General features: G+C 37.3%; 24 protein-coding genes. 10 read left to right on the top strand and 14 right to left on the bottom strand.

The window, feature by feature from the left end:
- Nucleotides 1-38: 38 nt before the first annotated feature.
- The 7 genes from EW028_RS01135 to EW028_RS01105 all read right to left on the bottom strand — a co-directional run bounded on the left by EW028_RS01135 (nt 39) and on the right by EW028_RS01105 (nt 7,969).
- Entirely contained in the window at nt 39-857 is an 819-nt protein-coding gene (locus EW028_RS01135) for a YitT family protein (RefSeq protein ID WP_004232517.1), read from the bottom strand.
- A gap of 87 nt (nt 858-944) precedes the next feature.
- Nucleotides 945-2,243, bottom strand: a complete 1,299-nt coding sequence (locus tag EW028_RS01130; RefSeq protein WP_305036168.1) for a M48 family metallopeptidase — start codon at nt 2,241-2,243, stop codon at nt 945-947.
- A gap of 157 nt (nt 2,244-2,400) precedes the next feature.
- Nucleotides 2,401-3,207, bottom strand: coding sequence for a hypothetical protein (locus EW028_RS01125; protein ID WP_131519638.1), 807 nt, complete (start codon nt 3,205-3,207; stop codon nt 2,401-2,403).
- Nucleotides 3,200-4,270, bottom strand: coding sequence for an MBL fold metallo-hydrolase (locus tag EW028_RS01120; RefSeq protein ID WP_131519637.1), 1,071 nt, complete (start codon nt 4,268-4,270; stop codon nt 3,200-3,202). The genes EW028_RS01125 and EW028_RS01120 overlap by 8 nt, the downstream gene beginning before the upstream one ends.
- Nucleotides 4,263-5,924, bottom strand: a complete 1,662-nt coding sequence (locus tag EW028_RS01115; RefSeq protein WP_131519636.1) for an ABC transporter permease — start codon at nt 5,922-5,924, stop codon at nt 4,263-4,265. Before EW028_RS01115 ends, EW028_RS01120 begins: the two co-directional genes overlap by 8 nt.
- Nucleotides 5,925-5,981: 57 nt before the next feature.
- Nucleotides 5,982-7,007 (bottom strand): ABC transporter substrate-binding protein, encoded by a 1,026-nt coding sequence (locus EW028_RS01110; RefSeq protein ID WP_131519635.1) that lies wholly within the window; start codon nt 7,005-7,007, stop codon nt 5,982-5,984.
- A complete protein-coding gene (locus EW028_RS01105; protein WP_131519634.1) occupies nt 7,004-7,969 on the bottom strand; it encodes an ABC transporter ATP-binding protein in 966 nt (321 codons plus the stop codon). Before EW028_RS01105 ends, EW028_RS01110 begins: the two co-directional genes overlap by 4 nt.
- Nucleotides 7,970-8,107: 138 nt before the next feature.
- Here EW028_RS01105 and EW028_RS01100 point away from each other — a divergent pair, with 138 nt between their 5' ends.
- The 6 genes from EW028_RS01100 to EW028_RS01075 all read left to right on the top strand — a co-directional run bounded on the left by EW028_RS01100 (nt 8,108) and on the right by EW028_RS01075 (nt 13,997).
- A complete protein-coding gene (locus EW028_RS01100; RefSeq protein ID WP_131519633.1) occupies nt 8,108-9,019 on the top strand; it encodes a LysR family transcriptional regulator in 912 nt (303 codons plus the stop codon).
- A gap of 61 nt (nt 9,020-9,080) precedes the next feature.
- Nucleotides 9,081-9,539: a PTS sugar transporter subunit IIA gene (locus EW028_RS01095; protein WP_131519632.1), complete on the top strand. Its 459-nt coding sequence runs from the start codon at nt 9,081-9,083 to the stop codon at nt 9,537-9,539.
- Nucleotides 9,536-9,799 (top strand): PTS sugar transporter subunit IIB, encoded by a 264-nt coding sequence (locus tag EW028_RS01090; RefSeq protein ID WP_004232490.1) that lies wholly within the window; start codon nt 9,536-9,538, stop codon nt 9,797-9,799. Before EW028_RS01095 ends, EW028_RS01090 begins: the two co-directional genes overlap by 4 nt.
- A gap of 33 nt (nt 9,800-9,832) precedes the next feature.
- Complete coding sequence (locus EW028_RS01085; RefSeq protein WP_066037585.1) at nt 9,833-11,101, top strand: PTS ascorbate transporter subunit IIC; 1,269 nt, start codon at nt 9,833-9,835, stop codon at nt 11,099-11,101.
- Nucleotides 11,102-11,352: 251 nt separating this feature from the next.
- Nucleotides 11,353-12,339: a BMP family lipoprotein gene (locus tag EW028_RS01080; RefSeq protein ID WP_131519631.1), complete on the top strand. Its 987-nt coding sequence runs from the start codon at nt 11,353-11,355 to the stop codon at nt 12,337-12,339.
- Nucleotides 12,336-13,997, top strand: a complete 1,662-nt coding sequence (locus EW028_RS01075; RefSeq protein ID WP_131519630.1) for a methyl-accepting chemotaxis protein — start codon at nt 12,336-12,338, stop codon at nt 13,995-13,997. Before EW028_RS01080 ends, EW028_RS01075 begins: the two co-directional genes overlap by 4 nt.
- 598 nt (nt 13,998-14,595) lie before the next feature.
- Here the strand turns inward: EW028_RS01075 and EW028_RS01065 are convergent.
- Nucleotides 14,596-15,354: an SDR family NAD(P)-dependent oxidoreductase gene (locus EW028_RS01065; protein WP_103117696.1), complete on the bottom strand. Its 759-nt coding sequence runs from the start codon at nt 15,352-15,354 to the stop codon at nt 14,596-14,598.
- 164 nt (nt 15,355-15,518) lie between these two features.
- On the opposite strand from EW028_RS01065, the gene EW028_RS01060 reads away from it, so the two are divergent.
- From EW028_RS01060 to EW028_RS01050, 3 genes are all read left to right on the top strand, one after another.
- Complete coding sequence (locus EW028_RS01060) at nt 15,519-16,700, top strand: AraC family transcriptional regulator (RefSeq protein WP_048389681.1); 1,182 nt, start codon at nt 15,519-15,521, stop codon at nt 16,698-16,700.
- Between the two features lie 134 nt (nt 16,701-16,834).
- Nucleotides 16,835-17,833, top strand: a complete 999-nt coding sequence (locus EW028_RS01055; protein WP_131519629.1) for a permease — start codon at nt 16,835-16,837, stop codon at nt 17,831-17,833.
- A gap of 11 nt (nt 17,834-17,844) precedes the next feature.
- Nucleotides 17,845-18,771, top strand: coding sequence for a TIGR03943 family putative permease subunit (locus EW028_RS01050; RefSeq protein ID WP_131519628.1), 927 nt, complete (start codon nt 17,845-17,847; stop codon nt 18,769-18,771).
- Nucleotides 18,772-18,805: 34 nt separating this feature from the next.
- Here EW028_RS01050 and EW028_RS01045 read toward each other — a convergent pair whose 3' ends face one another.
- On the bottom strand, nt 18,806-20,068 hold the full coding sequence (locus tag EW028_RS01045) for an NtaA/DmoA family FMN-dependent monooxygenase (protein ID WP_227744858.1): 1,263 nt from the start codon (nt 20,066-20,068) through the stop codon (nt 18,806-18,808).
- A gap of 219 nt (nt 20,069-20,287) precedes the next feature.
- Here EW028_RS01045 and EW028_RS01040 point away from each other — a divergent pair, with 219 nt between their 5' ends.
- Nucleotides 20,288-20,758 carry a hypothetical protein gene (locus EW028_RS01040; RefSeq protein WP_131519626.1) on the top strand — a complete coding sequence of 157 codons (471 nt, stop codon included), beginning with the start codon at nt 20,288-20,290 and terminating at the stop codon, nt 20,756-20,758.
- Nucleotides 20,759-20,789: 31 nt separating this feature from the next.
- Here the strand turns inward: EW028_RS01040 and EW028_RS01035 are convergent, their stop codons facing one another.
- The 5 genes from EW028_RS01035 to vanR form a co-directional block, all read right to left on the bottom strand.
- Nucleotides 20,790-21,920 (bottom strand): CamS family sex pheromone protein, encoded by a 1,131-nt coding sequence (locus EW028_RS01035; protein WP_131519625.1) that lies wholly within the window; start codon nt 21,918-21,920, stop codon nt 20,790-20,792.
- A gap of 281 nt (nt 21,921-22,201) precedes the next feature.
- Nucleotides 22,202-22,597: a VOC family protein gene (locus tag EW028_RS01030; protein WP_131519624.1), complete on the bottom strand. Its 396-nt coding sequence runs from the start codon at nt 22,595-22,597 to the stop codon at nt 22,202-22,204.
- 219 nt (nt 22,598-22,816) lie between these two features.
- Nucleotides 22,817-23,734, bottom strand: coding sequence for a D-alanyl-D-alanine carboxypeptidase family protein (locus EW028_RS01025; RefSeq protein WP_131519623.1), 918 nt, complete (start codon nt 23,732-23,734; stop codon nt 22,817-22,819).
- Nucleotides 23,735-23,822: 88 nt separating this feature from the next.
- Entirely contained in the window at nt 23,823-25,004 is a 1,182-nt protein-coding gene (locus EW028_RS01020) for a sensor histidine kinase (protein WP_227744827.1), read from the bottom strand.
- Nucleotides 24,940-25,632: a VanR-ABDEGLN family response regulator transcription factor gene (gene vanR / locus EW028_RS01015; protein ID WP_199768326.1), complete on the bottom strand. Its 693-nt coding sequence runs from the start codon at nt 25,630-25,632 to the stop codon at nt 24,940-24,942. The genes EW028_RS01020 and vanR overlap by 65 nt, the downstream gene beginning before the upstream one ends.
- Nucleotides 25,633-25,794: the final 162 nt, after the last annotated feature.

Below are 25,794 nucleotides of genomic sequence, written 5' to 3'. Positions count from 1 at the left end.
ATGGTAAGTATCACCTAAAACGTGTGTAGAGAATAGCATTATTTAGTTGTACCACGATCAAACATCCCAATTACTTCCGTCGTCTGTAAAATATTCACAAACGACTTTGGATCAGTCTCCTTAATCGTGCTTTTCACATCAGCTAGTTGGTAACGCGTAATAACAGTAATTAATACTTTCCGACCCTCGCCTGAATATGCTCCCTTTGCATCGATAATCGTTACCCCACGATGTAGCTTTTCTAATAGTTGCTGTTTGACCTCGTCCCCTTTACTCGTAATAATCATCAGCGTTAATTTAATATGGCTCGTATGAATTGTATCCACTACTTTTCCAGTTGCATAAATGGACACAAGGGTTAACAACGCCGCATCCCAGCTAAAGACAAAGCCAGAAGCAGCCACTACGATTCCATTCATAGCGGCAATTAACGTACCGAGCGGAAAATCACGTTTCCGACTAAGTAGCATAGCAATTATATCAAAGCCCCCTGAGGAGCCAGCTGCTCGAAAAATCATGCCCATTGCAAACCCTACAATAACACCACCAAATAAGGACGCGAGGATTGGCTCTTGTGTCGCTTTGTGTATTGGAATAATATATAAACTCACTGACAACACAGCCACCGAAAGAATGGTGTAGCTAATAAATCGCTTGCCGAGCTTCATCACACCTAAAATCAGTAAAGGCAGGTTAAGCAGTAAATTTAACACGCCTGTATTTAAAGGGGTAATAATCCCAAGCATGATGGCAATACCACTCAACCCACCACTCAAGATTTCATGGGGAATCAATAAATAATTATAGGCAAAGGCCACTAAAATGGAAGAAAGTGTAATTATAATCACATTTCGCATAATACTATCCCCTATCAATCAACGACCAATTTTTGATACATCTTTGTCATAGACTACCCAATTTACGCTCCTGAAAAACCTATCCTCTTACTTTTTCTTCTGTTCTTCCTTTAAAGGCATATTTTGTTTATGTTCCCCTGTATCCGCAACTTTATAGATTCGCTCAAGCATCGGTGGATGTGTATAACGGAACCACTTCACTAAGAGTGGCGGGTTCACTTCACTTAAGCCTGAAATCGTTAGCTTTTGAAATGCTGTTACAGCCGCTTCTCGATCATTCATAAGGCTAATCGCATATTGATCGGCTCTCGTTTCTTGATATCTCGATATAAAATTGGATACTGGATTGGAAGCAAATAGTAAAATAGAAGTAATGAGTAAAAATAATGGATAGGAACGAATGCTACTGATTTTATTAATTTTTAAAACCTGTCCATATCGTGAAATCAGGCGACGCATAATTTTCGCTGTTAGCCATAGCCCTATTAACATTAAGAATAAATAGCCTGCAATGCCAAAATAAATATGCTTTTCTACATAATGTCCCATTTCATGTGCCATGATAAACAAAATTTCATTGTCTGTTAGTCTATTTAATGTAGTATCCCATAGCACAATTCTCGAATTACTCCCAATCCCTGTCACATAAGCGTTTAAGGCATTAGTCTTTTCTGCCATGTTGACCTCATAAACATGCTCTGCAGGAATATTCGCCTGTGTAGCAAGTGTAAGTATCTTTGTTTCCAGCTCTTTATTTTTTAGTGGATAAAAATCATTGTATAAAGGATCAATGACAACAGGCTGAATGAACATCACAAAGATTGTAAAAGGGATGGTTAAAAGCCAAGCATAGAGCCACCATCTTTTTTCGCTCTTTTTAATGAGCCAATAAATCACCGTAACAATAATCAAGCTAGTGCCAAAATTCACCCAAAAATCAATGACACCATCCTTCATCCAAGATGCAAATGCTTGTGTACTAATGCCATAGCTTTTGCTTAGATGATAGCGATAATAATCAAGTGGGAATAGCACAATATAGAGCAATAAAGATAATAGGAATAAGTAACCCGCATTTTGCAATAGCTTCCACTTCGTTTGGGAGGTCGTCACTTTTTCAAAATAACGAGATACGCCCAATAGTAAAATCAAGAAGTAAATAAGCCATTCTAAAGGTGTGGCTACAAAGAATACAAAGTTCCTTATTTTTGAATATTCACCACTTAAAAAAAGCTCCTTGCCAGACATAAACATCACTGGATCTGCCGCCGTTCCTTGTAAGGCACTTGGTATTTTACCACCACCGCTGTGGAATATATACCAGTACATACAAAGCACATAAACACCGAAAAGTAGCAGTGTAACAATGCCCATTTTTTTTGCTATGTTATTTCCCCCTCATATCACCCAAAGTTCGTCCTATAGTAAGTGTAAGCGAAATTATCAAAGTTAGAACAAACATGGACCTACTTTTTTAATCTCTCTGTTGCCAAAGAAAAATTTCGCCTCATTTCTATATGAGGCGAAATCATTATCGTCCTATTCATTTATCCATAACAAATGCCGTTTTACCACGTTGATCCCCGCTTAGATAGCCAGTGGATAATAGCTGCTCATACCATTGCCTTTCTATAGTAGCTGCTTGAGCCGCATCATCTACCTTCGTAGAAAGTTCAACCATAATGTCTCCTTTGTACTGCCATACCTCTATATCCGCTTCATGTCCTAAAAAGCTTCCTTTAAAGGTCGTAGCATTAGCAGGCCCATATACCACAACTTGAGACAACGTATTTTTATACCATGCTTCGGAATTCCAATTGACAATTTTCTTTGGCGCATTTTCAAGAATGAGTTTTTTCGCAACATTTGTAGCAACTGAATCATAAGAGATCTCAGCAGAAGTCTTCAAGGATTCCTTTCGGCTTATCGTAAATGTACGATGATCTCCCTTAATATCTAGCTCAAACTTATAATTTGACTCAGAACCAGTAAAACCATGATTCATTGTTTCTGCCATTGCTTCACTTAAAGGTGTGTTTAAAAAACGCTTTTTGTAGGTTACATCCATTTTATTACTACCCTTATATACACGTAAGCGGTGTATATAGTCATCACGTAGAAACGATTGGTCAAGCGTATCATAAAAATAAACTTTTACGTCATTCTTTTTAGTTGCTTGAAAAGCCTGGAGAATAATTGATTCATTAAAAATCTCAGGTTTAATATTGAATTTAATTTCATGGCCTGGCTCAATGGCTGCTTTCGCTTGTGTTGTATTCACACTAATCATACTAATCACTATCAAGCCCACGACACACAGATAAAATGCCCATTTTTTTAGTTTAGTCACGCTTTAATTCCTCCTTCAGAAATGTTGTGGTTAAATTTGTATGTGTACTGTGAAAATAGATCGTTTGTCGTGCACGAAGTCTCTGCGACAGTGCCACTAAATCCCAATAGTCTGGATGTGTTTTATAGAAGAACTCCTCAGAGAAATGCTTTAAACCAGCTGGATTGTAAGCATGACGAGAATAGCCTGTATGAACAAAAATTGCCGTCGGATAATTCTTTGCAAGCTCCTCCACTTGAGCCTCATCCTGCTCTGAGACAAAATACAGTACATGGTCACTGTCCTGTTTTTGCTTGAGTCGTTCTAAAAGCATCACTTTATTTGGCCAAATATTTTCATGTTCTTTATCATAATGCGCCAATAAAGGTTGTAGCTTGGCATCTATCCTAATCGCTCGAGTTGTATGTTCTGAAAGATACGTCATAATATCGACTGTTTTTCCCGAAAAAGAGGAGGGGAATATAAATGAATGATTGGGATGTGCCTTTACATACATAGCCATTTGCTGTAACACCTCAAGGTTTCGAATACATTTTTCCGCATGTCCACTATCAATAAACGCTACATCATAAACCGTTCCATCCTCCTCTGGTAAGGTCGCCTTTAATAAATACGAATCGACTACATAATCACCAGAGAAAAAAATCATTTCATCAAAGAAACGAATTTTGTACCACACGCTTCCAATTAAATGCCCACTATATCCCCATTGAAAGGCAAGATATTCATTGACCTCTATCCATTTTCCAATCGTATCTGGATAGAAAGTTCGGATTTGTGGAATAGGCAGTGGAAGCTGCTGAGCAGTTGTATGACTCATTAGTATCGGTCCCGTATAGCCCATGTTCTGTAGTAATGGCAATGCCCCTACATGATCAATATGCGAATGAGAAATAAAGACAGCAGCTAGCTTTTCAATATGATTAGATGTCATATTTGGTGGCGTTTTTTGTGTATTTTTCATAATGCCACAATCCAATAAAATGGCCTGCGTCTGATTTTCAATATAAAAACAATTGCGCCCATATTCGCCTACACCACCTAAAATTTCAACACTAAGCATTGGCCTGCCCTCCTCGTTTTTGTAGCCAACCCAATAGGAACATAAAAATAACAGTTATAAGGACGGTTATAACAGCTACTGCCATTCCAACCCCTACATTGCCTTGCTCAAATTGGCTATAGATAAAGGTTGCCCCTGTCTCTACGGATGGTGGCAAAATTAAAAGGCCAGCTACAAGCTCTCGCATTGAAATAATAAAAGTCATCATCATTCCTGTTAAAATACCCTGCATCAAAAGTGGTAGGATGATGCGACGATAAACCGCAATGTTACTACGTCCAAAAATAGCAGCTGATTGAAAAATAGAGGCATCTAATTGTGAAAACGAAGACTTTATATACTGCACCGAATAAGGTAAAAACAGTACACAGTATGTGACTACTACCATTGCCTTTGTGTTATAAATTGTTGCAGGAAGCCAGGGAGCATTCCAAAACATAATTAAACCTACAACAAAGACAATCCCCGGAATAATATTAGGCATTAAACTAAAGAAGTCTAATATTTGCTGCTTTCTGGTTTCTCCTTTTTTAATATAAAGAGCGATGAATAAACCTATTATGGCGGTTATCAAGGCCGTCATGATAGAAAAAACAATGCTATTTAAAAATGCTGTCAATCCTGCACTTCCACTAGTGAAGACCTCTTGATAAGAAGCCAAACTGAAATTCCCTGCCTGTAAACCATCTCCCCGTACCTTTTGCAAAGAGGTCACGATAATAGAGAAATAAGGAATGCCGATAGATAGCAATAAAACAAGCCCTACAAAAGTCCACGAAGCTGTTCTTATATACCACTTGTCCTTGATCTCACGTCTAGCAGGTGTTTTTCCTGATAGCACACCATATGTATATTTGCGTCCAATGAGATTTTGGAAATACCAAATGACTAAGCAAACTGACAATAAGAATAAGGATAGCGAGGTTGCCATGCGAATATCAACTGGCCATCTTGATAAATAGGAATGAATTTCGGTTGTAAACACTTGAAACCCAATCCGACTGCCGAATGTAGCTGGCGTTCCAAATTCAGCAAGTGTCTTAATAAAAATAAGGAGACTTCCCAAAACATAGCTCGAAAGCAAAAGAGGTAACACAACCTTTAGCCAATTTTGCGAAGAACTTCGCCCAAAAATCAGCGCTGCATCTAAAAATGAGCCATTTATGCGAAGCAATGTATTTTTCAGCATTAAATACAAAAATGGAAACAGGTGTAGGCTCATGATCACTACCATGCCAAATAAGGAAAAGAAGGAATCTGTCATCCAAGCAGCACTTGGAATAAGCTGCTGTAAAAAACCATTGTGCTGCATAAACAAAATCCAGCCCATTGAACCAATATAGGGAGGTGTCATAAATGGAATCGTTAACACTATATCGAGCCATTCATATTGATATAAACTTGTTTTCGTGCGAATGAGAGCCATAGGTAATGCGATAATTGTTGTCCCAATAATCACGAAAACTCCTAAAATCATCGAATTTCCAAGTATTTTCCATATTCTATCGTGTGCAAACATTCGACTAAACTGTGATATATCAACATGTCCCTCTTTTATAAAGGTATAAAATAAAATGGCCATCAACGGTGCGATAGCAAATATGATGACAATTGTCAGTAAAAATCCAAAAGCTCGTCTTCCTTCCATTATCATGACGATGTCAACCCTTCTCTATGAAAACTAGAAGGAGGTATATCAACCTCCCTTTATTTAGCGAATTAAATCCGTAAACTTTGTTAGTACTTCCAGCTGTTTCGCTTCCGCACCCATCCAATCAACTGTTAACTGTGGAATGTCATCTAATGCTGCACGATTTTTCACAGCAATATCTTTATTCCCTGGTAATAAGTAAGCATCTGCTACTAGCTTTTGCCCTTCATCTGACAATAAAAAATCAACATAGGCTTGTGCAGATTCTACATGTTGTGCATCCTTTAAAATACCTACTGCTCTTGGACTAACTACTGTCCCACTCGTCGGATAGATAATTTCCACTGGCTCACCGTCTGCTTTTGCTTTATAAGCCATATAATCTACACCTGCAATCGTGGCATTTTTCTCGCCTGTAATAACCGCATCCAAGGCTTCTTTATTCGCACCATTGACTTGTAAGCCATTTTTCTTCCAACTATCAATCGTACTCCAAGCTGTTTTTTCTGCTGCTGTGTAGCCAAATAAGAAATCAACAGCAGAGCCTGACAGACTTGGATCTGGTATATTCATTTTATTTTGCCAATCAGCTTTTGCTAAATCAGACCAATCCGTAGGGGCCTGTGTCGTATTTTTCGTATTATAGGCAATACCTAAAGCAGAGGCACTGTAGCCATAAAAATATCCATCTTGATCCGACCAATCACTATTGATTTTGTCCTTGTTTTTAGCCGCTTCGTAGCTTTGCAATTGATCTGTTGCTTTTAACCCATCCATTGAGGCAACAGAGGCAAGCACAACAATGTCAGCTACAGGATTATTTTTTTCCGCTTCTAAACGAGAGAGAATTTTACCCGTAGTTCCTTGAAACATTTCCACTTTAATCCCTGTTTTTTCTTCAAATGCTTGCTGAATATTTGCAGCTAAACCATCTGGCCCAGCAGAATACACTGTCAGAACTTTCTCCTCCTGTGACTTTGCACTTGCTTCATTCGTCTCTTTTGCCTCTTTATTACCACAGCCAGCTAATGCTAAGGCCAATAAAATGCCAGCAGTTGCCCATAATTTAAAATGTCGTTTCTTCAATGTAAACCCTCCAATTGATAGATTTGTTTTTCATCAATAAAAACTTGCAATCTTTCTCCATGCTCTAATGGCTGCTTTTCATAAAAGCTCCAATACTGTCCTTCTACCTGTGCTTGTACGAGATAACGATCGCCAACAAATGTACTTTTCACAATCTGCGCTTGTTTGGCAATCGTACCAGGACGCGATATTCTCGAAACACCCTCAGGTCGCACAATTGATTGTCGATTGTGAAGCCAATTCACTTTGCCAATAAAATCTGCCACATAGGGCGTTGCTGGTGCACGATAAATTTCCTCAGGCGAGCCAATTTGAGCAATCCTCCCTGCCTCCATAACGATAATTTGATCAGACATTGTCATGGCCTCTGTTTGATCATGTGTTACGAAAATGGCTTGGCAATTAAGCTCATGAATGAGGTGCATGATTTCATCTTGCATTTGCTCTCTTAAAACAGCATCGAGAGCGGATAAAGGTTCATCAAATAAAATTAATTGCGGTTTGGTCGCTAAAGCTCTAGCTAATGCCACTCGCTGCTGTTGTCCACCCGATAATTCACCTGGCTTCCGTTTCTCATAGCCTTGCATTTTTACCAATCGCATCACATGCTCGACTCGTTCAGGAATAGCTGATTTAGGAATAATGCCCTTTAAGCCAAAGGCAATATTTTGGAAGATGGTCATATGTGGCCATAGAGCAAAATCTTGAAAAACCATGGCAATATTACGCTTATTTGGTTTGACATTTTTACGAGACACCGAAGAATAAATGAGGGTGTCATCAAATCGTATTTCTCCTTTTGATGGCTGTTCAAGGCCAGCTATCAACTTTAATAAGGTTGTTTTGCCACAGCCTGATTGTCCGAGAATCGTAATAAATTGCTGATCTAACTCCACATCAATCGGCCACAATGCTTGAGACTGCCCATATTTTTTCTCGATATTTTTTAATGAGATTTTCATAAGTATCCTCCTCGTTACTTACAACTATAAATTCCAGATATTTAGAAAATATTAATCTACTATTAATAACACGTTAAAAAAAATCTAATAAACTAAAGCAAATACAAGATTTTTTCTAATTTCCTTTAGGAGGATAAAATGAACAATAGTAAATTACAGGCATTTTGCTTACTTGTAGAATTAAAAAAATTAGCCCCTGTCGCCAAAGCACTTGGCATTACAGCCCCCACCGTATCCTTTCATATTCGCTCTATAGAGGAGGAATACGGTATTCATTTATTTCGAACAAATGCTGGAGGATACCGTTTAACAGAAGCGGGCGAAGGTGTGTATCATTACGCTCGTCAAATGGTTCAACTTCAAAAGGATATGGATCGTTTTATTGAAAATCTTTTAGCAGGCCATATCGGTTCATTACGACTAGGGGCGAGTGGCTTACCTGCCCATATTTTTATGGCAGATTTAATTCATCAAGTTTCAACGACCTATCCTGAGATTCGCATTTCATTAGAAGTAAAAACAGCACCAGAAATTGAAAAAAAGGTAGCACTACAAGAATTAGATTTTGGGCTCATCATGGAGACTAAGCAGGAAAATCCTTTACTTCATTACGAAACAATCGGTGAAGATGCACTTGTATTGGCATTCAGCCCATCTCACGAGCTAGCAGCACAAAAAGACATCACCAAAGAAGATATTCTTAAATACAAGCTATTGTTGCATACATCCTCTAGCTCCACGAATCACTTCATTGAAAAGTGGATGGACCCATTTCAGCCTTCTATTTACACAATTGAGCTGGATTCTGTGAGCACGATTAAAAAGATGCTGACCTTTGGCAAAAACTTGGCGTTTCTATCTGTTTCCTTAATAGAAGAAGAATTAAAATCAGGTGTACTGCTGAAGAAAGATCTACATGATGTAACACTAAATAGAAAAATTCAATTGATTTATCCGAAAACGCGCTTAGATCATAAAATGGATGAATTTGTCAAAATGTCGGTTTATGAAATAGCAAAGCAATTAAAAATGTCTTCTACGATGACATAATTCCACATACAGTCGTAATAACATGGAATGGGAAGATATTTTTATGAAAGGAGGGTTGTCCTTGCTAACCAAGCTGTTGACAAAAGATTGTATACAGCTTGCAAACTTTGTCCGATCATGGCAAGAAGCAATTCATTTAGCGGCTAGCCCATTAGTACAACAACACAAAATTGAACAGCACTATGTCGAAGCCATGATTCGATCGATTGAACACTATGGTCCTTATGTTGTCATCACACCTAAAGTAGCCATTCCTCATGCACGGCCATCTGATGGGGTTCTTGAACTAGCCATAAGCTTGCTACGATTACAAAAGCCTGTTTTTTTTAGCCCTAATCAGCCTGTCTACCTACTGATTGTGCTAGCTGCCATTGACAATGCTTCACATCTACAGGTGTTGGCTGATTTGGCATTAGTCTTACAAGAACCCGATCAGATTGATGACCTAATCGCCTGTCAACATGCGGACATGATATGGGAGAAAATCAAACAATATACGACAAAGGAGTCAACAGAATGAAAATTTTAGTCGTGTGTGGAAGCGGTTTAGGAAGTAGCTTTATTTTAGAATTGAATGTTAAAAAAGCATTAGAAGTATTGGGGAAAGATGCAGAGGTAACGCATACAGATTTAGCGTCTGCCAAGGCGGAGAAAGCAGATATTTATTTAGGGGCAGCAGATATCGTGAATGAATTAGCGAAAGACAAAGGAATCATTGTGAGCATCGTAAATATGATGAGTATTTCAGAAATAAAAGAAAAGCTTGAACCGTTGCTTTAAGCATTAAAAATTTGGATAGGATGAGGTGTTGGTATGTTAGATGTTATCATGCATGACATTTTAGGAACACCAGCTATATTAGTCGGCCTATTCGCTTTTATTGGTTTACTTATTCAAAAAAAATCAAGTTCCACTGTTCTGTCAGGTACTTTAAAAACGATAATGGGCTTTGTCATCCTCGGAGCTGGTGCCACTGTCTTAATTGGCTCTTTAGATCATTTTAGTAAAATGTTCGATCATGCCTTTCAAGTACAGGGAGTCATTCCCAACAATGAGGCCATCGTGGCAGCTGCTCAGACTAATTTTGGTACAGCTACTGCACTAATCATGGTATTTGGTATGATTATGAATCTACTATTTGCGCGATTTACGCCATTAAAATATATCTTTTTAACTGGACATCATACATTATTTATGGCTTGTTTAATCGCCGCTTCATTATCAGTTGGAGGGATGAGTGGTACACCTCTTATTCTTGTTGGGTCTATCATTCTTGGACTTTGTATGGTCGTGTTCCCTGCCATTTTACAGCCGACAGTTCGACAAATAACAGGGAGTGATGACTTTGCTGTTGGTCACTTTGGCAGTGTTGGCTATTATGTTTCTGCAAAGATTGGTAAGCTCTTCGGTAATAAAATGAAATCCACAGAAGATATACAGGTTCCGAAAGCATTAGGCTTTTTACGAGATACCTCAGTTGCTATTTCTTTAACAATGAGTGTGTTCTTTGTAATTGTTGCCCTTTTTGCTGGCCCTTCCTATATTGAGTCACAATTATCAGCTGGCTCAAATTTTATTATTTTCGCTATTATGCAAGCGATTACATTCGCAGCGGGTGTTTATATTATTTTAGCAGGTGTACGGATGTTAATTGCTGAAATTATTCCAGCCTTCAAAGGCATTGCAGATAAGCTTGTACCAAATACAAAACCAGCACTTGATTGCCCAACCATCTTTCCTTTTGCACCAAATGCCGTTATTATTGGTTTCATTTTTAGTTTTATAGCAGGGCTGGTTTCCATGTTTATACTCCCCTTCATCGGACTAAAAGTCATCGTGCCAGGTCTTGTTCCACATTTCTTCACAGGTGCTGCGGCGGGTGTCTTTGGAAATGCTACTGGCGGTAGAATTGGTGCGATGTCCGGAGCCTTTGCCAATGGTTTATTAATTAGCTTTATTCCAGCCATACTCCTTATCTTTATGGGGGATATTGGTTATGAAGGTACAACCTTCGGAGATTCAGACTTTGGGGTAATCGGCATTATTATTATTAATTTATTAAAATTATTCGGCGCTGTTTAGAACATATAAAGCCTGACGCTATTTGCGTTAGGCTTTATAGTGCTGTACATACAAGAAGTGCTACGAAAACTTTTATAAATCAATTACTTTATTAGTAATCTAGCTTTATATTATTAACTTATTATGTATATAGAAATGATTCATTATTCTTAGACATCCTAAAATTTTTTTGCAAGGATGTCTGACATCAGACTAAAAATATTAAGTTTTTGCCGATATATATTTTATACACAACAGGAGGTACACAAAATTTGAAGAAATTATTCACTAGTTTTCTTTTGATCACTCTGTTGATAGCAGGCTGTTCCTCAGCACCGACAGAAACATCAACTGAAGGATATAAGATAGGAATTTTACTATCAGATGCAGGACTAGGCGATGAATCATTTAATGATTCCGCTTTTAAAGGCTTAGAAAAAGCACGCGATGAGCTAGGCATTTTGTTTGATTACAAAGAGGCTCCTGATGGTAAATACGAGGAAAAGCTGAATGAACTTGTAGCAGAAAAATATGATATCATCATTGGTCTCGGGTTCTCTGTACAAGAAGCACTAGAAAAGACTGCAAAACAAAATCCCTCTCAGCAATTTATACTGATTGACGGGCAATCTGATATTAACAACATCATTTCGATTACCTTTAAAGAACAAGAAGGTAGCTTTTTAGTTGGCATGATTGCCGCTATGACAAGTAAAACAGGAAAAGTTGGCTTTATTGGTGGAGCAGATGCTCCTGTTATCCATCACTTTGAAAATGGTTTTATCGAAGGGGCACGTTATGTACAGCCATCGATTGAAATTATGAGTGACTATGCTGGTACCTTTGACGATACCCAGGCTGGTGCAGCAATAGCAGAAAGGTATATCAAAAATAACGTTGATTTTATTTACCATGCAGCAGGCTTTACTGGCTTTGGGGCGATAAAAAAGGCAGAGGAAATGGGGATCTATGCAGCAGGTGTTGATATCGATCAGTTTTTTGTTGCCGAAAAAACAGTTGTCACATCCATGCTTAAAAATGTTGATCTAGCCGTCTATCAACTCGCTAAGACATTAGTAGAAAATGGAAAAATTTCCGAAAAATCCTTTGCATTAGGTTTAGCGGATCAGGGTGTGGGACTAGCAGATATTCGTGTAATTCAACTGACAGCTGAGCAACAGACTGCTATCGAAAAAGCCAAAGAAGCCATTATTTCAGGTACGATAAAAGTTACTGCGGAAAAGAGGAATGACCAGTGACACTACGTAAGAAATTATTTATGAACACATTGATTCCAATCGTATTGGCTATGGCTATGATTGGCTTTATTATCCTACAAACATTCACGATCCAAACAACAGCACAGGATGATACGAAACTTTTACTTACAGTGAAAGAACTAGAGCAAAGTTTAGTTGTTGCCAGCCAATCTTTAAATAATTTTACCTACCTGGATAGTGAAGCCAATAAAAACGAAGCGCTCGCTATTTTACAAGAAACAAAAGGTAATTTAGAGGCATTAACCTCTCTAACGAGAATACCTGAACATCAGACAATCGTCGAAAAAATAGCTAGTAAATTTGAAAATCTAGAAAAGGCGACTGAAAGCGGGTTTCAAGAAAACAATCGCTCTGAAATTAAAAAGCAGTCCATCAGAATTAAAGGAATTTTAAACGATATGTATTTGCTCAAAAAAGAAACGAACGAATGGTATCAAGAAATGATCCAAGTAACGAAGCAAAAAATAGGTTTCATTACAACCTCTACCATCATAGGTAGTGTGCTATTAATTATTGCTACGATACTTTATTCCTATGTAGCTGCGAAAAGAATTACCAAACCCATTAATCAGATTGTAGATTGCGCACAGGCTGCAGCAACAGGAAACTTAACAATGGATACTTCTACCCTTTCCTATCAAGCAAACAGTCGATATGAGATTGATCAATTAACAAAAAGCTTTGCAGACATGATGAATAATTTAAAAAGTACTGTACAATCCATTGATACTATTGGAAAGGATGTTAATTTGTTTACACAAGAAGTGACGAGCCATATGAACAATATTCATGAAAGTAGTAATCAAGTCGCTACCTCAACCGACGAATTAGCAAAAGGCAGCTATACGATGTCAGAAGACATTCAATCAGTGGCACTCCAAATGAATAATATGGCAGATCAATTTAGGGATGTAATGCGTACAAGTGAGCAATCGGCTGACACTGGTAAACAAGCTCTGGAGGCTGTTCAAAATGGTCAATATTCATTAGAAAAACAATCTTCCATTGCAAAGGATATATCAACCACATCACTTGATATTAAGGAAGCTGTAGCTCAATTTTCTCAATTCACTTCGGAAATTGAAGGCGCAGCCAATGCTGTCCATACGATTGCTAGCCAAACAAATTTATTAGCCCTAAATGCTGCTATCGAGGCTGCAAGAGCTGGAGAAGCAGGCAAAGGGTTTGCCATTGTTGCCGAGGAGGTTAAAAAGCTCTCTTCTGAAACGGAGAATGCTACGATTTTAATCACTTCAATGGTCTCGCATATTCAAGATGGCATTACGCACATCCTTACTACGGCTGAACGAGGTTATCTGCTGTCAAATGAGCAATCTCAATCCATGGTAGAGACAGAACAATCATTCTCTGTTATTACCATGCACATAACAAATATCCATCGCGATTTACAAAACCTCACAAGAGAAATGGCACAAACGAATCAAATGAGCCAGCAAGTAAATAGTACCATTGAAAATATTTCTGCTATTACAGAAGAAACGGCTGCTGGCACAGAAGAAATATCGGCATCAACGCAAGAACAGCTACTTTCCTTCCAAAAAATTAGTGCTAAGATAGACGATCTTGAAGCTATGACTAATACGTTGATGAATGAGCTCAAAAAATTCACCCTATAGTGATTCGATTCATTACCGCAAAAAATCCAGTGAAATGATTTACTGGATTTTTTCTTAGGGGTTGAAAAACAAAACAGTCAATTTAAAGGTAGAAATGGTTTTCCGTTGCAGGCTACTTGCTTTCTTTTGGGCGAGCGCCGAGCCGTTTTTCTCCGCTACCGCTCCGATTAGTGGCTCCCCTGTTTCGCTATCACATGGGAGTCAAGTAACCTTCCATTTGAACCTCCAAAAGTGTTACCTTTTTCGCGAAGGTTCTCTACTCTTTATGAAGAGGTGTTGTCACTCATCGCTTCTCCACGTTGAATTGAAAATATGAGCTTATCCCCTCTAAGAATACAGATAATAGGCTATTTGATCGCTATGCTACTAGTTGATTGGATTGGAGCCAGCGTCACGCCTAGGGGATTTAGCGTCACAGGTGAGACCCTGGAGCGAACGCAAGTGAATGAAGCGGCTCATCAGACGCCCCCTGGAAAGGACGCTGGCGGAACGGAAATCAACCTCTCACCTTGCAAAGTTCCTTTTTCTACCTTTGACATCATCTTTTTCAACAACAAGAAGAAATCCAGTGAAATGATTCACTGGATTTCTTCTTTTATTATAAAGTTAAACCGCCATCTACTAACACAATAGAGCCTGTCATATAGCTTGCTTTGTCCGATGCTAGGAACACAACCATTTCTGCTAATTCCTCTGGTTTTGCATAGCGTCCCATTCTCATATTTGGAATCTCCTCTGGCACATAGCCACCTGTTTCAAACATCGCAGTTACACTGTTTGTTAATGCCGTTTCTACTCCCCCTGGACAGATACCATTGATCCGAATACCTTTTTTTACATACTCCAAAGAAGCTGATTTTGTTAAACCCACTACTGCATGCTTACTTGCAGAATAGACAGCCATACTGTGCTCACTGCGAACTCCTGCTGTAGAAGCTGTATTTATAATTGAACCGCTTCCTTGTCCCTCCATTACTTTTAAAACATATTTTAAGCCAAGGAATACACCCTTCACATTGATCGACATAATACGGTCATATTCTGCATCTTCAATCTCTGTTAGTGGAGAAATTTTCTGAATAACCCCAGCATTATTGAAAAATACATCAATACGTCCGTACGTATCAACAGCAGTATTGACATATTTCTGAACGTCTTCACTTTTTGAAACGTCTGCCTGAACGAAAATACCTTCCCCGCCTTGTTCTCTAATCAAGCTTACTGTTTCTTCCCCTGTTTCTTTGTTGAAATCCACTACTACCACTTTTGCACCATTGCTAGCAAGTTTCAAGCTGCTAGCTCTTCCAATTCCGCTTCCTGCGCCTGTTACAACTGCAATTTTATTCAAAAGATCCATCTTCTATTCCTCCCTAACATTTTAAAGTCACTGTCTATTTTATTGCTACTTCTCCTTTATTTATTGTATTATTCTACACAAAATAGTACTTTCTCAATGTCTATCCAATAAAAATGTAAATGCTTTCATTTTAATAGAATTATTACGAACTGGAGTGTAGGAACATGAAAATTAACACTATTGATCTTCAATACATCAGCCAATTAATCTATGAAACACATCATCTTCCAGTCACTTATATTAATTCATTAGGAAAAATAATCTTTGACTATTCATCAACAAATAATCCATCTTACATTTCTTTAAAGGAACAGTTGAAAACACATCCTTACCATAAAGATTCTAATGCCTATCCAATTTTTTTCTCTTATGCTGAGTTTAATTTTTTCTATATTAATGTGCAGCAAGAGGATCAATATTTAGGTGCAATTGTAGTTGGCCCTTCCCTTTCGCCAGAAGTGGAAGACATAAAGACAAGTGTTAATCAAGAGCTGATTCCTATTCTTCATTATCAACAAAGTTTAGCCATTAGTTTATTTGTGTATTACGCCATCTATCAAAAGACATTAAATAAATCTGCTGTCATTTATCACAACCAAGCATTAAGACCTCTCATTCGTCATGAGGAAAATACTACGCTTGAACTCTCCTATGCAAGAAGAAATGATATTGTTCATACAAATCTTTACTATGAAAAAATATTGTTAGACAATGTGAAAAATGGGCGTATAGAGAAACTAAATGAAGTTTTGAATTATTCCATTGTTGAGCAAGCAGAACTTGGAATACTATCAAAACGCAATAATTTAAGAAGTGTTCAATATTTGATGATTACAGGAATTGCACTTATTTGCCGTGCAGCAATTGAGGGTGGTTTAAATGAAGAAACAGCCTTTACATTAAATGATTTTTACATTCAAAAGCTAGAGGATCAAAACAGTTTAATCGAAATTCTTTCGTTAATGGAGGAAGCTATTTACGACTATACAAGCCGTGTATCACAGGCAAATACAAGGAAGTATTCTGGACCCATTACTACCTGTATCCATTTTATTGAAAATGAGTTGTATGGGGATCTAACACTCGACCAACTTTCAGCAATTTGCCACCTAAGCCCCAATTATCTTTCCTCCTTATTTAAAAAGGAAGTAGGTACTTCCTTTAGTGAATATATTCAGCAGCAAAGGATTGATGAGGCGAAAAAACTCTTAACATTTACCAACTATCCAATCCTAGACATCGGTTCATTACTTAATTTCACAGATCAAAGCTATTTCATTAAAGTTTTCAAAAAATTTACAGGGATTACCCCTAAACAATATAGAACTAAGTATTCTCATAAATAATTCGATATAGAGGGAAAGTAAAAAGATGGTAGAAATCAATTTTTACTTTCTCTTTCCTTTTTTGAAGTACTAACAATATCATCTATGTCATATCTTGAATTAAAACGTAACCATTACACTTTAAGGAGGTCTATGTGGAACGTCTCCATTTTTCTAAATATGTATTGAATTTTTGGTTGCTCTTCATTTTATTCCTAGGCATGCTACCACTACTGTTATTCAACGTCTCAGCTCTAAACGACCTTAGTTCCTCTCTACTCAATTTAAATACGATATTTTTAAGTATTTTAATTGAAGCATTACCATTTGTCTTAATTGGAATACTGATTGCTGGCTTTATTCAGATTTTTATAACAGAGGAACATATCCAAAGGTGGATTCCTCGAAACCCTGTGATGGCAGTTATCATGAGTTGTCTTGTAGGTGCATTATTTCCAGCCTGTGAATGTGGGATTGTTCCGATTGTTAGAAGATTGATTGTCAAAGGCGTACCTATACATGCAGCTATAGGCTTTATGTTAACTGGTCCACTTATTAATCCCGTTGTTATTCTTTCTACTTATATGGCATTTGGAAATGATTTAAGAATAGCGAGCCTTCGAATGCTTGTTGGCTTTGTCATCGCTATTGGAGTAGCATTACTTATCAGCTTATTTTTTAAAGGCTCCCAATTTAAGAGCTCTTTACAGCCCTACTCATTAACAATCCCTAGTCAACAAACATCCTTCTTCACCAAATTATTAAATATGGTCAAACATGCCATCGATGAATTTTTTGATATGGGTAAATACTTAATTATCGGGGCATTTTTAGCTGCCTTTGTACAAACCTATATATCTTCCAAAACACTCGTAGCCATTGGAGAAGGTGAACCCTCCTCCATTCTAGTTATGATGGGCTTAGCCTTCATTCTGTCACTTTGCTCTGAGGCAGATGCCTTTATTGGCGCATCCTTTAGTGCTATTTTCTCCACTCCATCCATTCTGGCCTTTCTTATTTTTGGCCCTATGATCGATTTGAAAAATACCATTATGTTGATGAGCGTATTTCGTTTAAAATTTGTTTTTTGGTTAATCGCCTTAGTGGCTACAGTTGTCTACATTAGTATATGGATTCTTTCAGCGTATCTCTAAGGGGGAAAACCATGGAATTTCACGTTCAACAAGCGCTAAGAGCCTTCATGTTACTCGCCTTTTCGGCTATGATTGCCAACCTGCATTGGACCGGAGAACTAACAAAATTTATCAACCCTAAATATGAAGGGCTGAGTAAAACAGCCGCCATTTTATTTTTTATACTATTTCTTGTTCAAGTGACAAGAATTATATCTTTTTCAAAGGTTCCCCATTCATGTGATCAAACGGGACAAGCATGCTGCTCCCATCACGACCATGGTCACACAGCCTTTACCCGAAAAAAAATGATAGCCTACCTCATTATCATGACACCAATAATGACAGGCTTCTTCGTGCCAGCAAAAATTTTAGATGCATCCATCGCTGATAAAAAAGGTGGTGCATTTATTCTCACCCAGCAAAATCAATCATCTAAAATAGAGGATTACCTCACTTCAAATGAAACGATTGATGAAAACATCTATGATGAACATGAAGCTGATCCCCGACTGACGGAGGAAAAACAGGAAATGACAAGAAAACAATATGAGCAATTAAAGCAACAGCTATCCCAACAATCCATGCTAAAAATGACCGATGAGGACTACACGATTTATTATGAAGAAATTAATCAAAATTTGGCTAACTATTTGGGGAAGAAAATACAGTTGAAGGGCTTTGTTTTAAAAGAAGAAAGTTTTACAGAAAAGCAACTAGTGATTTCAAGATTTCTTATTACGCATTGCGTCGCCGATGCCAGTATCGTCGGCTTTCTGACAGAGTTTCCTGAGGTCCCTACACTCACAGAAGATACATGGATTGAAGTGGTCGGTACAATTAGTCAAACAACATATGAGGGTACAAGCTTACCTGTTATCCATATTGATGATTGGGTAACAATCGAACAACCTGAATCACCTTATCTTTATCCTATTAATATTCGAATGAGCTTCTAGCAATAAAAGGGCAAAGCTTATGGCTTGCCCTTTTTCAGCTATTAATGGGGGATCGCACATCTAAGCCTAAATGGGAACGTAATGTGCTGCCTTCATATTCAGCTCTGAATAAACCCCGCTCTACTAACATGGGAATAACGTCGCTAAAGAACAAATCCAAAGATTTCGCAGGTCCGCCTGGTATGGCAATAAAGCCATCCAATGCACCCTCTTCATAAAAAGTAACGATTTGATCGACAATATCCTGTGGTGTACCGATTGCTACAAGGTGAGCTGAGCCAATTACCTCTGGACGTGCTAACAATACTGCGACAGTTGGTTCATTGTTTACAATATAACGACGTACCAAATCTGCATGTGTTTTACTATGTACTTGTTGATCTTTTGATGGCAGCATATCAACCGTCACCTGATCTTCAAGTGCCAAATGACGAACATCCATGCCAATCACAGATTCTAAAGCACTGTAGCGCCGCTCAAGTGTTAAATGTGCATGTGCTTGTCGGTGCATTTCGAGTGCTTCTTCATATGTATCCCCTATAAAGAAATAGAGTCCAGGTAATAAGCGAATATCGTCGGCTGAACGACCTACTTCTATAGCCTGCTGACGCAAATCATTACGCATCTCAATACCCACCTCCATGGCTGGTGTAGCCGCAAAAATCGCATTGGAAACAGTAGCCGCAAATTGCCGCCCAACATCCGACGCTCCTGCTTGGAAGAGTGGAATCTCTCCTGCTGGATGCATTGGGAGATTTAAGGGACCTTTTATATGGAAAAATTCTCCTTTATGCTCAATTGGCTTAACAAGCTCTTTTATTTTCTCTAAATTCCCATCCATTTCTAATGTTTCATAGGGATAACTATGCCATAGCTGCTTGACCACCGCTGTACATTCTGCAGCTTTAGCATAACGCTCCTCGGAAGAAGGCATGGGCTCATTGCTGAAATTATGAGCGCCATCTATAGAGGTTACGATATTCCATCCAACTCGTCCTTCGCTAATCCAATTTAAGGACTGCAATTGACGCGCAATCAGATAAGGTGGCGTAAAGGATGTGGAAATCGTTGTTACTAAGCCAATCTGTTTCGTTTCTCTTGCCACCATCGCCATTAAAAAGTTAGGGTCTAAGCCAACTGTTCCTTTCATTTTAGCTATTAATTCTGGATGAGCTGTTAAATAATCCGCCTTAAATACAAAATCTAATTTCGCTGCTTCAGCACGCTGCGCAAATGCAATATGTTCTTCTATCAAGGCACCCTGTTTGCCATGATTACCGTAAACAGCTAAATGCATTCCAATAATAAGGTGTCTTTTCATGGCTACTCTCCTTCTTTTTAATTGATAACGATTATCATTTTCATAATAATCATTCATGGCAGAGATTGCAATGAAATACTATTAAGTTTTTGAAGGTCCTCTACAAATGAAAAATAAGCAACCAAACTAATATTTACTATAAAGTTAAATAAAGGTATCATTGAGATAATTCAAATATATTTAAGCGGAGGAATCATGAGAAAATTTCCCTCTTTATTTATAGTTACTCTTTTTATATTTCCAATTGGTGGAGCATCTTTTATAGAAGATCCTATACTCCAACCATCTATTCCGCCGAACCTAGGTGCTTCTGGTGAGGAATCTTATTCTACCCCCACAGCTGAAAAAAGTGATGATTCCCTTCTTACAACGTCTTCTACCTTTCCAACTGGTCAGGGTTCGATGAGCTTTAATTTTAAAGCACCTAGTAATGGCACTGATACAATTCAAATTTATGTGAAAAATAACAGCTCACAATCTATTAGATTTATATTAACTGCACCTAATGGAACGCTTTGGATAGACGGAGAAATCATTAAATCTGGACAATCATTTACTTCAACTTACGAGTTGGATGCAAGCCAAGCTGGTCAATGGTTCATGAAATTTGATAATAATGATGGTTCTTCAATTACAGTAGATATAAATACAAGTTACGAAATTTAATATGGAGCTTCACCCTTTAGCTTTTTTCTATTCAAATAGGTGATGCAAAAATTTGTTTTTCCGTTGGGTCCCAGAGAACAATTCCAACATCCTGCTTCTGATCGATTACCCGAATGGTGATGGGGATATAGTCAAATAAAATTGTATTTATTTTTGTACTAGTGAGCTGTAACAAGCCAATTAATTCAATATCATTAACCAGTGGTACATGTATTTCTAGATTAATATCTGTTAATTTGCCATCTTCATAACGAAGTTTTCCCATGATTTTAGGATTTAAATGTTTAAATCCACCTTGAATATCCTCTTTAAAAATTAATAATTTATTATACATATTTTGGTCCAAACTATATAAAGCATCTGATGGGAATATATAATGCTTTTTATCTATATCAAACCATTTTGTTATGGTATCTGCATCTTTAGGAATAAAGGTTTCAGCTAAAAATATGCCTGGAATAATATCGTTGATATTAGATTCTTGATATAAAGTTAAATAAATAGGGACTCTCGGATATTTTTCATTTTTTCTAATATCCTCAAGAATCCTTTTAGCTACTTCCTTCCCATAATTTTTAACATCGTTGATATCATCATCATTTTGGTCTACTTTCACTTGGCCTGTGTAAATTAAACCATTGGCATCGGAAACTCGTATATCATAAAATTCATTTAACGAGATCGCGATCGATAGTCCCTCTACTTTGTTATTTTCTTTATTAATAAAATTTTGTTCTAACACATGTGAGAGAATCAAAGGATACTTTTTTTCATCCTCTAGCACATTGTCACTTCTAGTTTCAATGGCTGGATTTAACCCAATACCTTCATCTGTTTTTCTACTTAACCATTGGCTGATCATTTTCTCTTCCAGATATTGACCTTCCTGCATATAAAACTTGTCAGTTGAGAAATGATTCACCGATAAATTCATGAGTCCTCTTTCAATTTCATTAATATTTAAAGCATTATTCATATTATTGATGATTGAACCTCTAGCAATATTGACTTTTGCAGGCTGTTGAATCTCATAGACCTCCTTTTTCTGTATCGATGAAATATACTTTTTCTCATTAGCAGTAACACTTTCGTCCTCACTACTACAAGATGCTAAAATCAATATTGGTGCGAATAAAAATAACATAAAGCTTCTTTTTTTCATTGCTATTTCTCCTTGCATACTATGTATCATTTGATAAATTACCTCATTCAACGATACCAAATTTACCAAAATAAAACATTATATATTTACAAATCTCCCCATTTACCTATCAGATAATCAAAAAAGACCTATGCTCGTTTTCTCGAACATAGGTCTTACTGCTTTCAACTGCTAATGAGTGGGTTTTTCACTACATTGGAGCGGCTCTCACACTTTTAAGAGCGGGTTTTCGCTTCTTTAGGGGCGGGTTCCCACCTTCTTAGAGCGATTTATCCTCAATACTATTTGGCATTTTTATCGGGCTGGTGAATACCAAATACATTGCCTTCCGTATCAATATAATAGCCTTGCCATGCCATTCCTGGTAATGCGTACTTTGGCATGGCTACTTTGCCCCCGTTTTCAAGAATTTTTGCTTCCGTTACATCATAACTTTCAACACCCATTGTACAAGCAAAGCCATTCAACGCTTGGTTTGTTTCTGGTGGAGGCCCTTGGCGTTGCATTAAAGCACCGTTAATGCCAAGTTCACCATCTTCACCTGTCACGGCACCGAAGTAAGGCATGCCTGCATATTCACTCCAGTCCTGAAATGACCATCCAAAAACTTCCCCATAAAAATCCTTAGCCCGATCCATATCACTTACATGAATTTCAAAATGAACTATTCTCCCCATAGTATCCTCCTTAAAGATGAATGTATTTGATCATATTTACTATATATCATTTTTCTGAAGATTAAAATTAATAAATTATTTCTGCCATACCAACAACATGTTGGTTATAGAGACTTATATGGAATCTCCCATCTATTATTCAATTCTATTATTTTTACAACTACAAAAAAGTGTGACTAGAAAATGAATTATTCTCTAATCACATACTATTAGGGCTAGTTATAATTGACTATATACCGAAATGGCATCGGTAATATTATATTGCTCCGTTCTAGGGCTGCCGTCCGCTCCTACTGTCACTAGCACATATTCTTGTCCATTTATGAGGGCTAAGCTTGCTAAACATAAGCCTGCATCTTCTGTATAGCCAGTTTTTCCACCTAAAATTTCCCCTCCTGGCAATGCACTTGACGTCATATGCTGAAACATTCGACTGGTAAAAGTAATGCCTTCCGGATGAAGGTTTGTTGATTTTATAGAATATCTTTCTGCTGTATAAACATTTCGAAAATCATCGTTTGTTAAGGCGTATTGTAAAAGTAAAGACATATCCTTTACAGTTGTATAATGATCTGAATGGTGGAGTCCAGTTGTATTCACAAAGTGCGTATTTTTCATGCCTAGCTGCTGCGCCTTTTCGTTCATCAGTTTCACGAATCCACGTTCTGACCCCGCAACATATTCAGCTAAACCTAGTGATGCCTCTGCACCTGATGGTAACATAGAGCCATACAACAAATCTTCTACTGTCAGCTTTTCATTTGGGAGAAAGCCCGCCACTGACGCATTTTCCTCTAATAAATCCCGAAAGATATGTTTAGGTAAAATGATTTCTTCTTGTAAATTGGAAATCTGCTCAATCGCGACTAAAACCGTCATCATTTTTGTCAAAGAAGCAGGATAAATCTTTTCCTCACTTTTTTTATCTAAAACAATTTGATTTTCATCCAAATTCACTAAAATTGCATTCGAACTGTACATATCAAGATCGAGCATATGCTGACTGGCTGTTTGTACTACTTTTGGTGCATGATCTATTTCCTGACGTAAAGTCATTGGCGATTCTTTCAATAGTAAATAAACGAAAATCAGTATGGATAAGAACAATAAACTCAATATACCTTTTCTCTTGAACATAAAAACAACTCCTTCTCTTTATGCTTTTATTCAACCATAAAAAAAGGAGCTTATTTTTAATTTACTATTAGTGAATTCTTAAGGTTTCTTAAGAATTGGTTGGAATCATCACCGTGAATACGGTTGTATCATTACTAGAAGTTGCGGTAATGGTTCCGCCATGGGCCTGTACAATTTCATTAGAAATGGCTAAACCAAGCCCAGCACCTCCTGTTTGGGTAGACCTTGCACTATCTAAGCGGTAAAACTTTTCAAATATCATTTTTAATTTTTCAGGAGGGATCGTCTTCCCTGTATTCGTAAACGAAATAAATGTCTGATTATTTTCGCATTGCGCACTAATTTCAATTGTACTATTTGGATCACTGTAGGCAATTGCATTTTTTAAAATATTATTAAATACCCTTGCTATCTTATTACCGTCTGCATAGATAGTAATATCTTCATCTAATTTGACGATGGCTTTTTGACCCTTTGGTGCCAGTAATGGATAAAACTCGTCGGCCACTTGCATTAACATATGTTGTAAAGGAATAGAATCTTTCTCTAAAATGATGGATTGTAAATTAAACCTGGTTATTTCAAAAAATTCATTGATTAGTTGTTCCAGTCTATAAGATTTATCTAATGTAATCGTCACATATTTTTCTTTCTGCTCTACCGGCATATCCCTCGCTTCATCTAAAAGACTTAAGTAGCCAATAATGGATGTTAAAGGTGTTTTAATATCATGCGCTAAATAGACAACTAAATCATTCTTTCGTTGCTCAGCTTCTTGTGCATCCCTTGCACGCTTTTCTAATTTATATTTCACGTTATTTAATTTTTTCTCCAAAAAATCGAGTTCAGCTGGGAGCTCAATTTCCTTCCCTGACTCATCAGCAAGCATGGTAATACTTGAACTAATTTGATGAAAATATCGGGTAAATCGAGACAAGGCGATATAGAAAATAATCAATAATAAGAAAATAAATCCTATCGCAAGCCAAAGCGATTTATTTTGTCGAAATAACACATGATAGGCATTGCTTGCAGCATAATAATCAAGTTGCAAGACATTTTCACAAAAAGCAATAAAAGCATCTGCAAAGGGAGCTTGTAAGACCCCATCAATAAATGCAAAATTAATAAAAAAGCCTATGATGCTAGCGATGACAAGTATCGAAATAATTTGTAGAACCATTTTCCTTTTCAGTTTGCCAAACTCATTTTTCAATGGTATACCCCACTCCCCAAACCGTTTTAATATACTTTGGGTTCTCCGCAGCATCCTTCATTTTTTCCCGTAAATGTCGAATGTGAACCATTACCGTGTTATTGCTGCTAAAGTACTTTTCCCCCCAAATTTCTTGGAATAATTGCTCTGAGCTAATAACTGTCCCTCGATTTGCACATAAATACCAAAGAATAGCGAACTCCGTAGGTGTAAGGGATATGGACCTTTCATTTAAAAAGACTTGTCGTGTGTTTTTATTAATCACCAAGCCAGCAAAATCAATGATATCTTCCTGTTGCTTCGAACCTTGGTTGTAGAAAGTAAACCTTCGTATTTGTGCCTTTACACGAGCAACCAACTCTAATGGACGAAATGGCTTTGTTATATAATCATCTGCTCCCAGAGAAAATCCATTTATTTTATCGATTTCTTCTTCCTTTGCCGTAAGCATTATCACTGGAAAATTTAGTGTTTCTCGGATTTTTCGTAAAATAGTAAACCCATCTATATCAGGCATCATAATATCCAGAACAGCTAAATCTACTTTCTCATGCTCAATACATGCCAAAGCCTCTTGAGCCGTATAAAACTTAAATACATGATAGTTTTCATTTTTTAAGTAAAGTTCTATTAAATCTGCAATTTCCTTTTCATCGTCAACAACTAATATATTCAACTGTATTGCCCTCTCCTTCTCCCCGCTTGTTTTCCAATGATTTTTCACAGGCATTATAGCACTTACGCATGACTATATCTATTATTAGGGTAGTTAGATGAAAACATCTTTCCAGCTCTACTTTTAATAGGTTTATATTAACAAAATCATAGATAGCTTCATAATGAA

This window comes from Lysinibacillus sp. OL1 (assembly GCF_004332175.1).
GTDB lineage: Bacteria > Bacillota > Bacilli > Bacillales_A > Planococcaceae > Lysinibacillus > Lysinibacillus capsici.
The sequence above is the reverse complement of the archived record's forward strand: the minus strand, read 5'-3'. Positions and strand labels throughout refer to the sequence as shown.

Excerpts from the sequence above, each read along its gene's own strand:
- EW028_RS01135 (WP_004232517.1), bottom strand. The coding sequence starts at position 857 with ATGCGAAATGTGATTATAATTACACTTTCTTCCATTTTAGTGGCCTTT.
- EW028_RS01120 (WP_131519637.1), bottom strand. The coding sequence starts at position 4,270 with ATGCTTAGTGTTGAAATTTTAGGTGGTGTAGGCGAATATGGGCGCAAT.
- EW028_RS01115 (WP_131519636.1), bottom strand. The coding sequence starts at position 5,924 with ATGATAATGGAAGGAAGACGAGCTTTTGGATTTTTACTGACAATTGTC.
- EW028_RS01105 (WP_131519634.1), bottom strand. The coding sequence starts at position 7,969 with ATGAAAATCTCATTAAAAAATATCGAGAAAAAATATGGGCAGTCTCAA.
- EW028_RS01100 (WP_131519633.1), top strand. The coding sequence starts at position 8,108 with ATGAACAATAGTAAATTACAGGCATTTTGCTTACTTGTAGAATTAAAA.
- EW028_RS01090 (WP_004232490.1), top strand. The coding sequence starts at position 9,536 with ATGAAAATTTTAGTCGTGTGTGGAAGCGGTTTAGGAAGTAGCTTTATT.
- EW028_RS01085 (WP_066037585.1), top strand. The coding sequence starts at position 9,833 with ATGTTAGATGTTATCATGCATGACATTTTAGGAACACCAGCTATATTA.
- EW028_RS01065 (WP_103117696.1), bottom strand. The coding sequence starts at position 15,354 with ATGGATCTTTTGAATAAAATTGCAGTTGTAACAGGCGCAGGAAGCGGA.
- EW028_RS01060 (WP_048389681.1), top strand. The coding sequence starts at position 15,519 with ATGAAAATTAACACTATTGATCTTCAATACATCAGCCAATTAATCTAT.
- EW028_RS01050 (WP_131519628.1), top strand. The coding sequence starts at position 17,845 with ATGGAATTTCACGTTCAACAAGCGCTAAGAGCCTTCATGTTACTCGCC.
- EW028_RS01045 (WP_227744858.1), bottom strand. The coding sequence starts at position 20,068 with ATGCATTTAGCTGTTTACGGTAATCATGGCAAACAGGGTGCCTTGATA.
- EW028_RS01040 (WP_131519626.1), top strand. The coding sequence starts at position 20,288 with ATGAGAAAATTTCCCTCTTTATTTATAGTTACTCTTTTTATATTTCCA.
- EW028_RS01035 (WP_131519625.1), bottom strand. The coding sequence starts at position 21,920 with ATGAAAAAAAGAAGCTTTATGTTATTTTTATTCGCACCAATATTGATT.
- EW028_RS01030 (WP_131519624.1), bottom strand. The coding sequence starts at position 22,597 with ATGGGGAGAATAGTTCATTTTGAAATTCATGTAAGTGATATGGATCGG.
- EW028_RS01025 (WP_131519623.1), bottom strand. The coding sequence starts at position 23,734 with ATGTTCAAGAGAAAAGGTATATTGAGTTTATTGTTCTTATCCATACTG.
- EW028_RS01020 (WP_227744827.1), bottom strand. The coding sequence starts at position 25,004 with ATGCTGCGGAGAACCCAAAGTATATTAAAACGGTTTGGGGAGTGGGGT.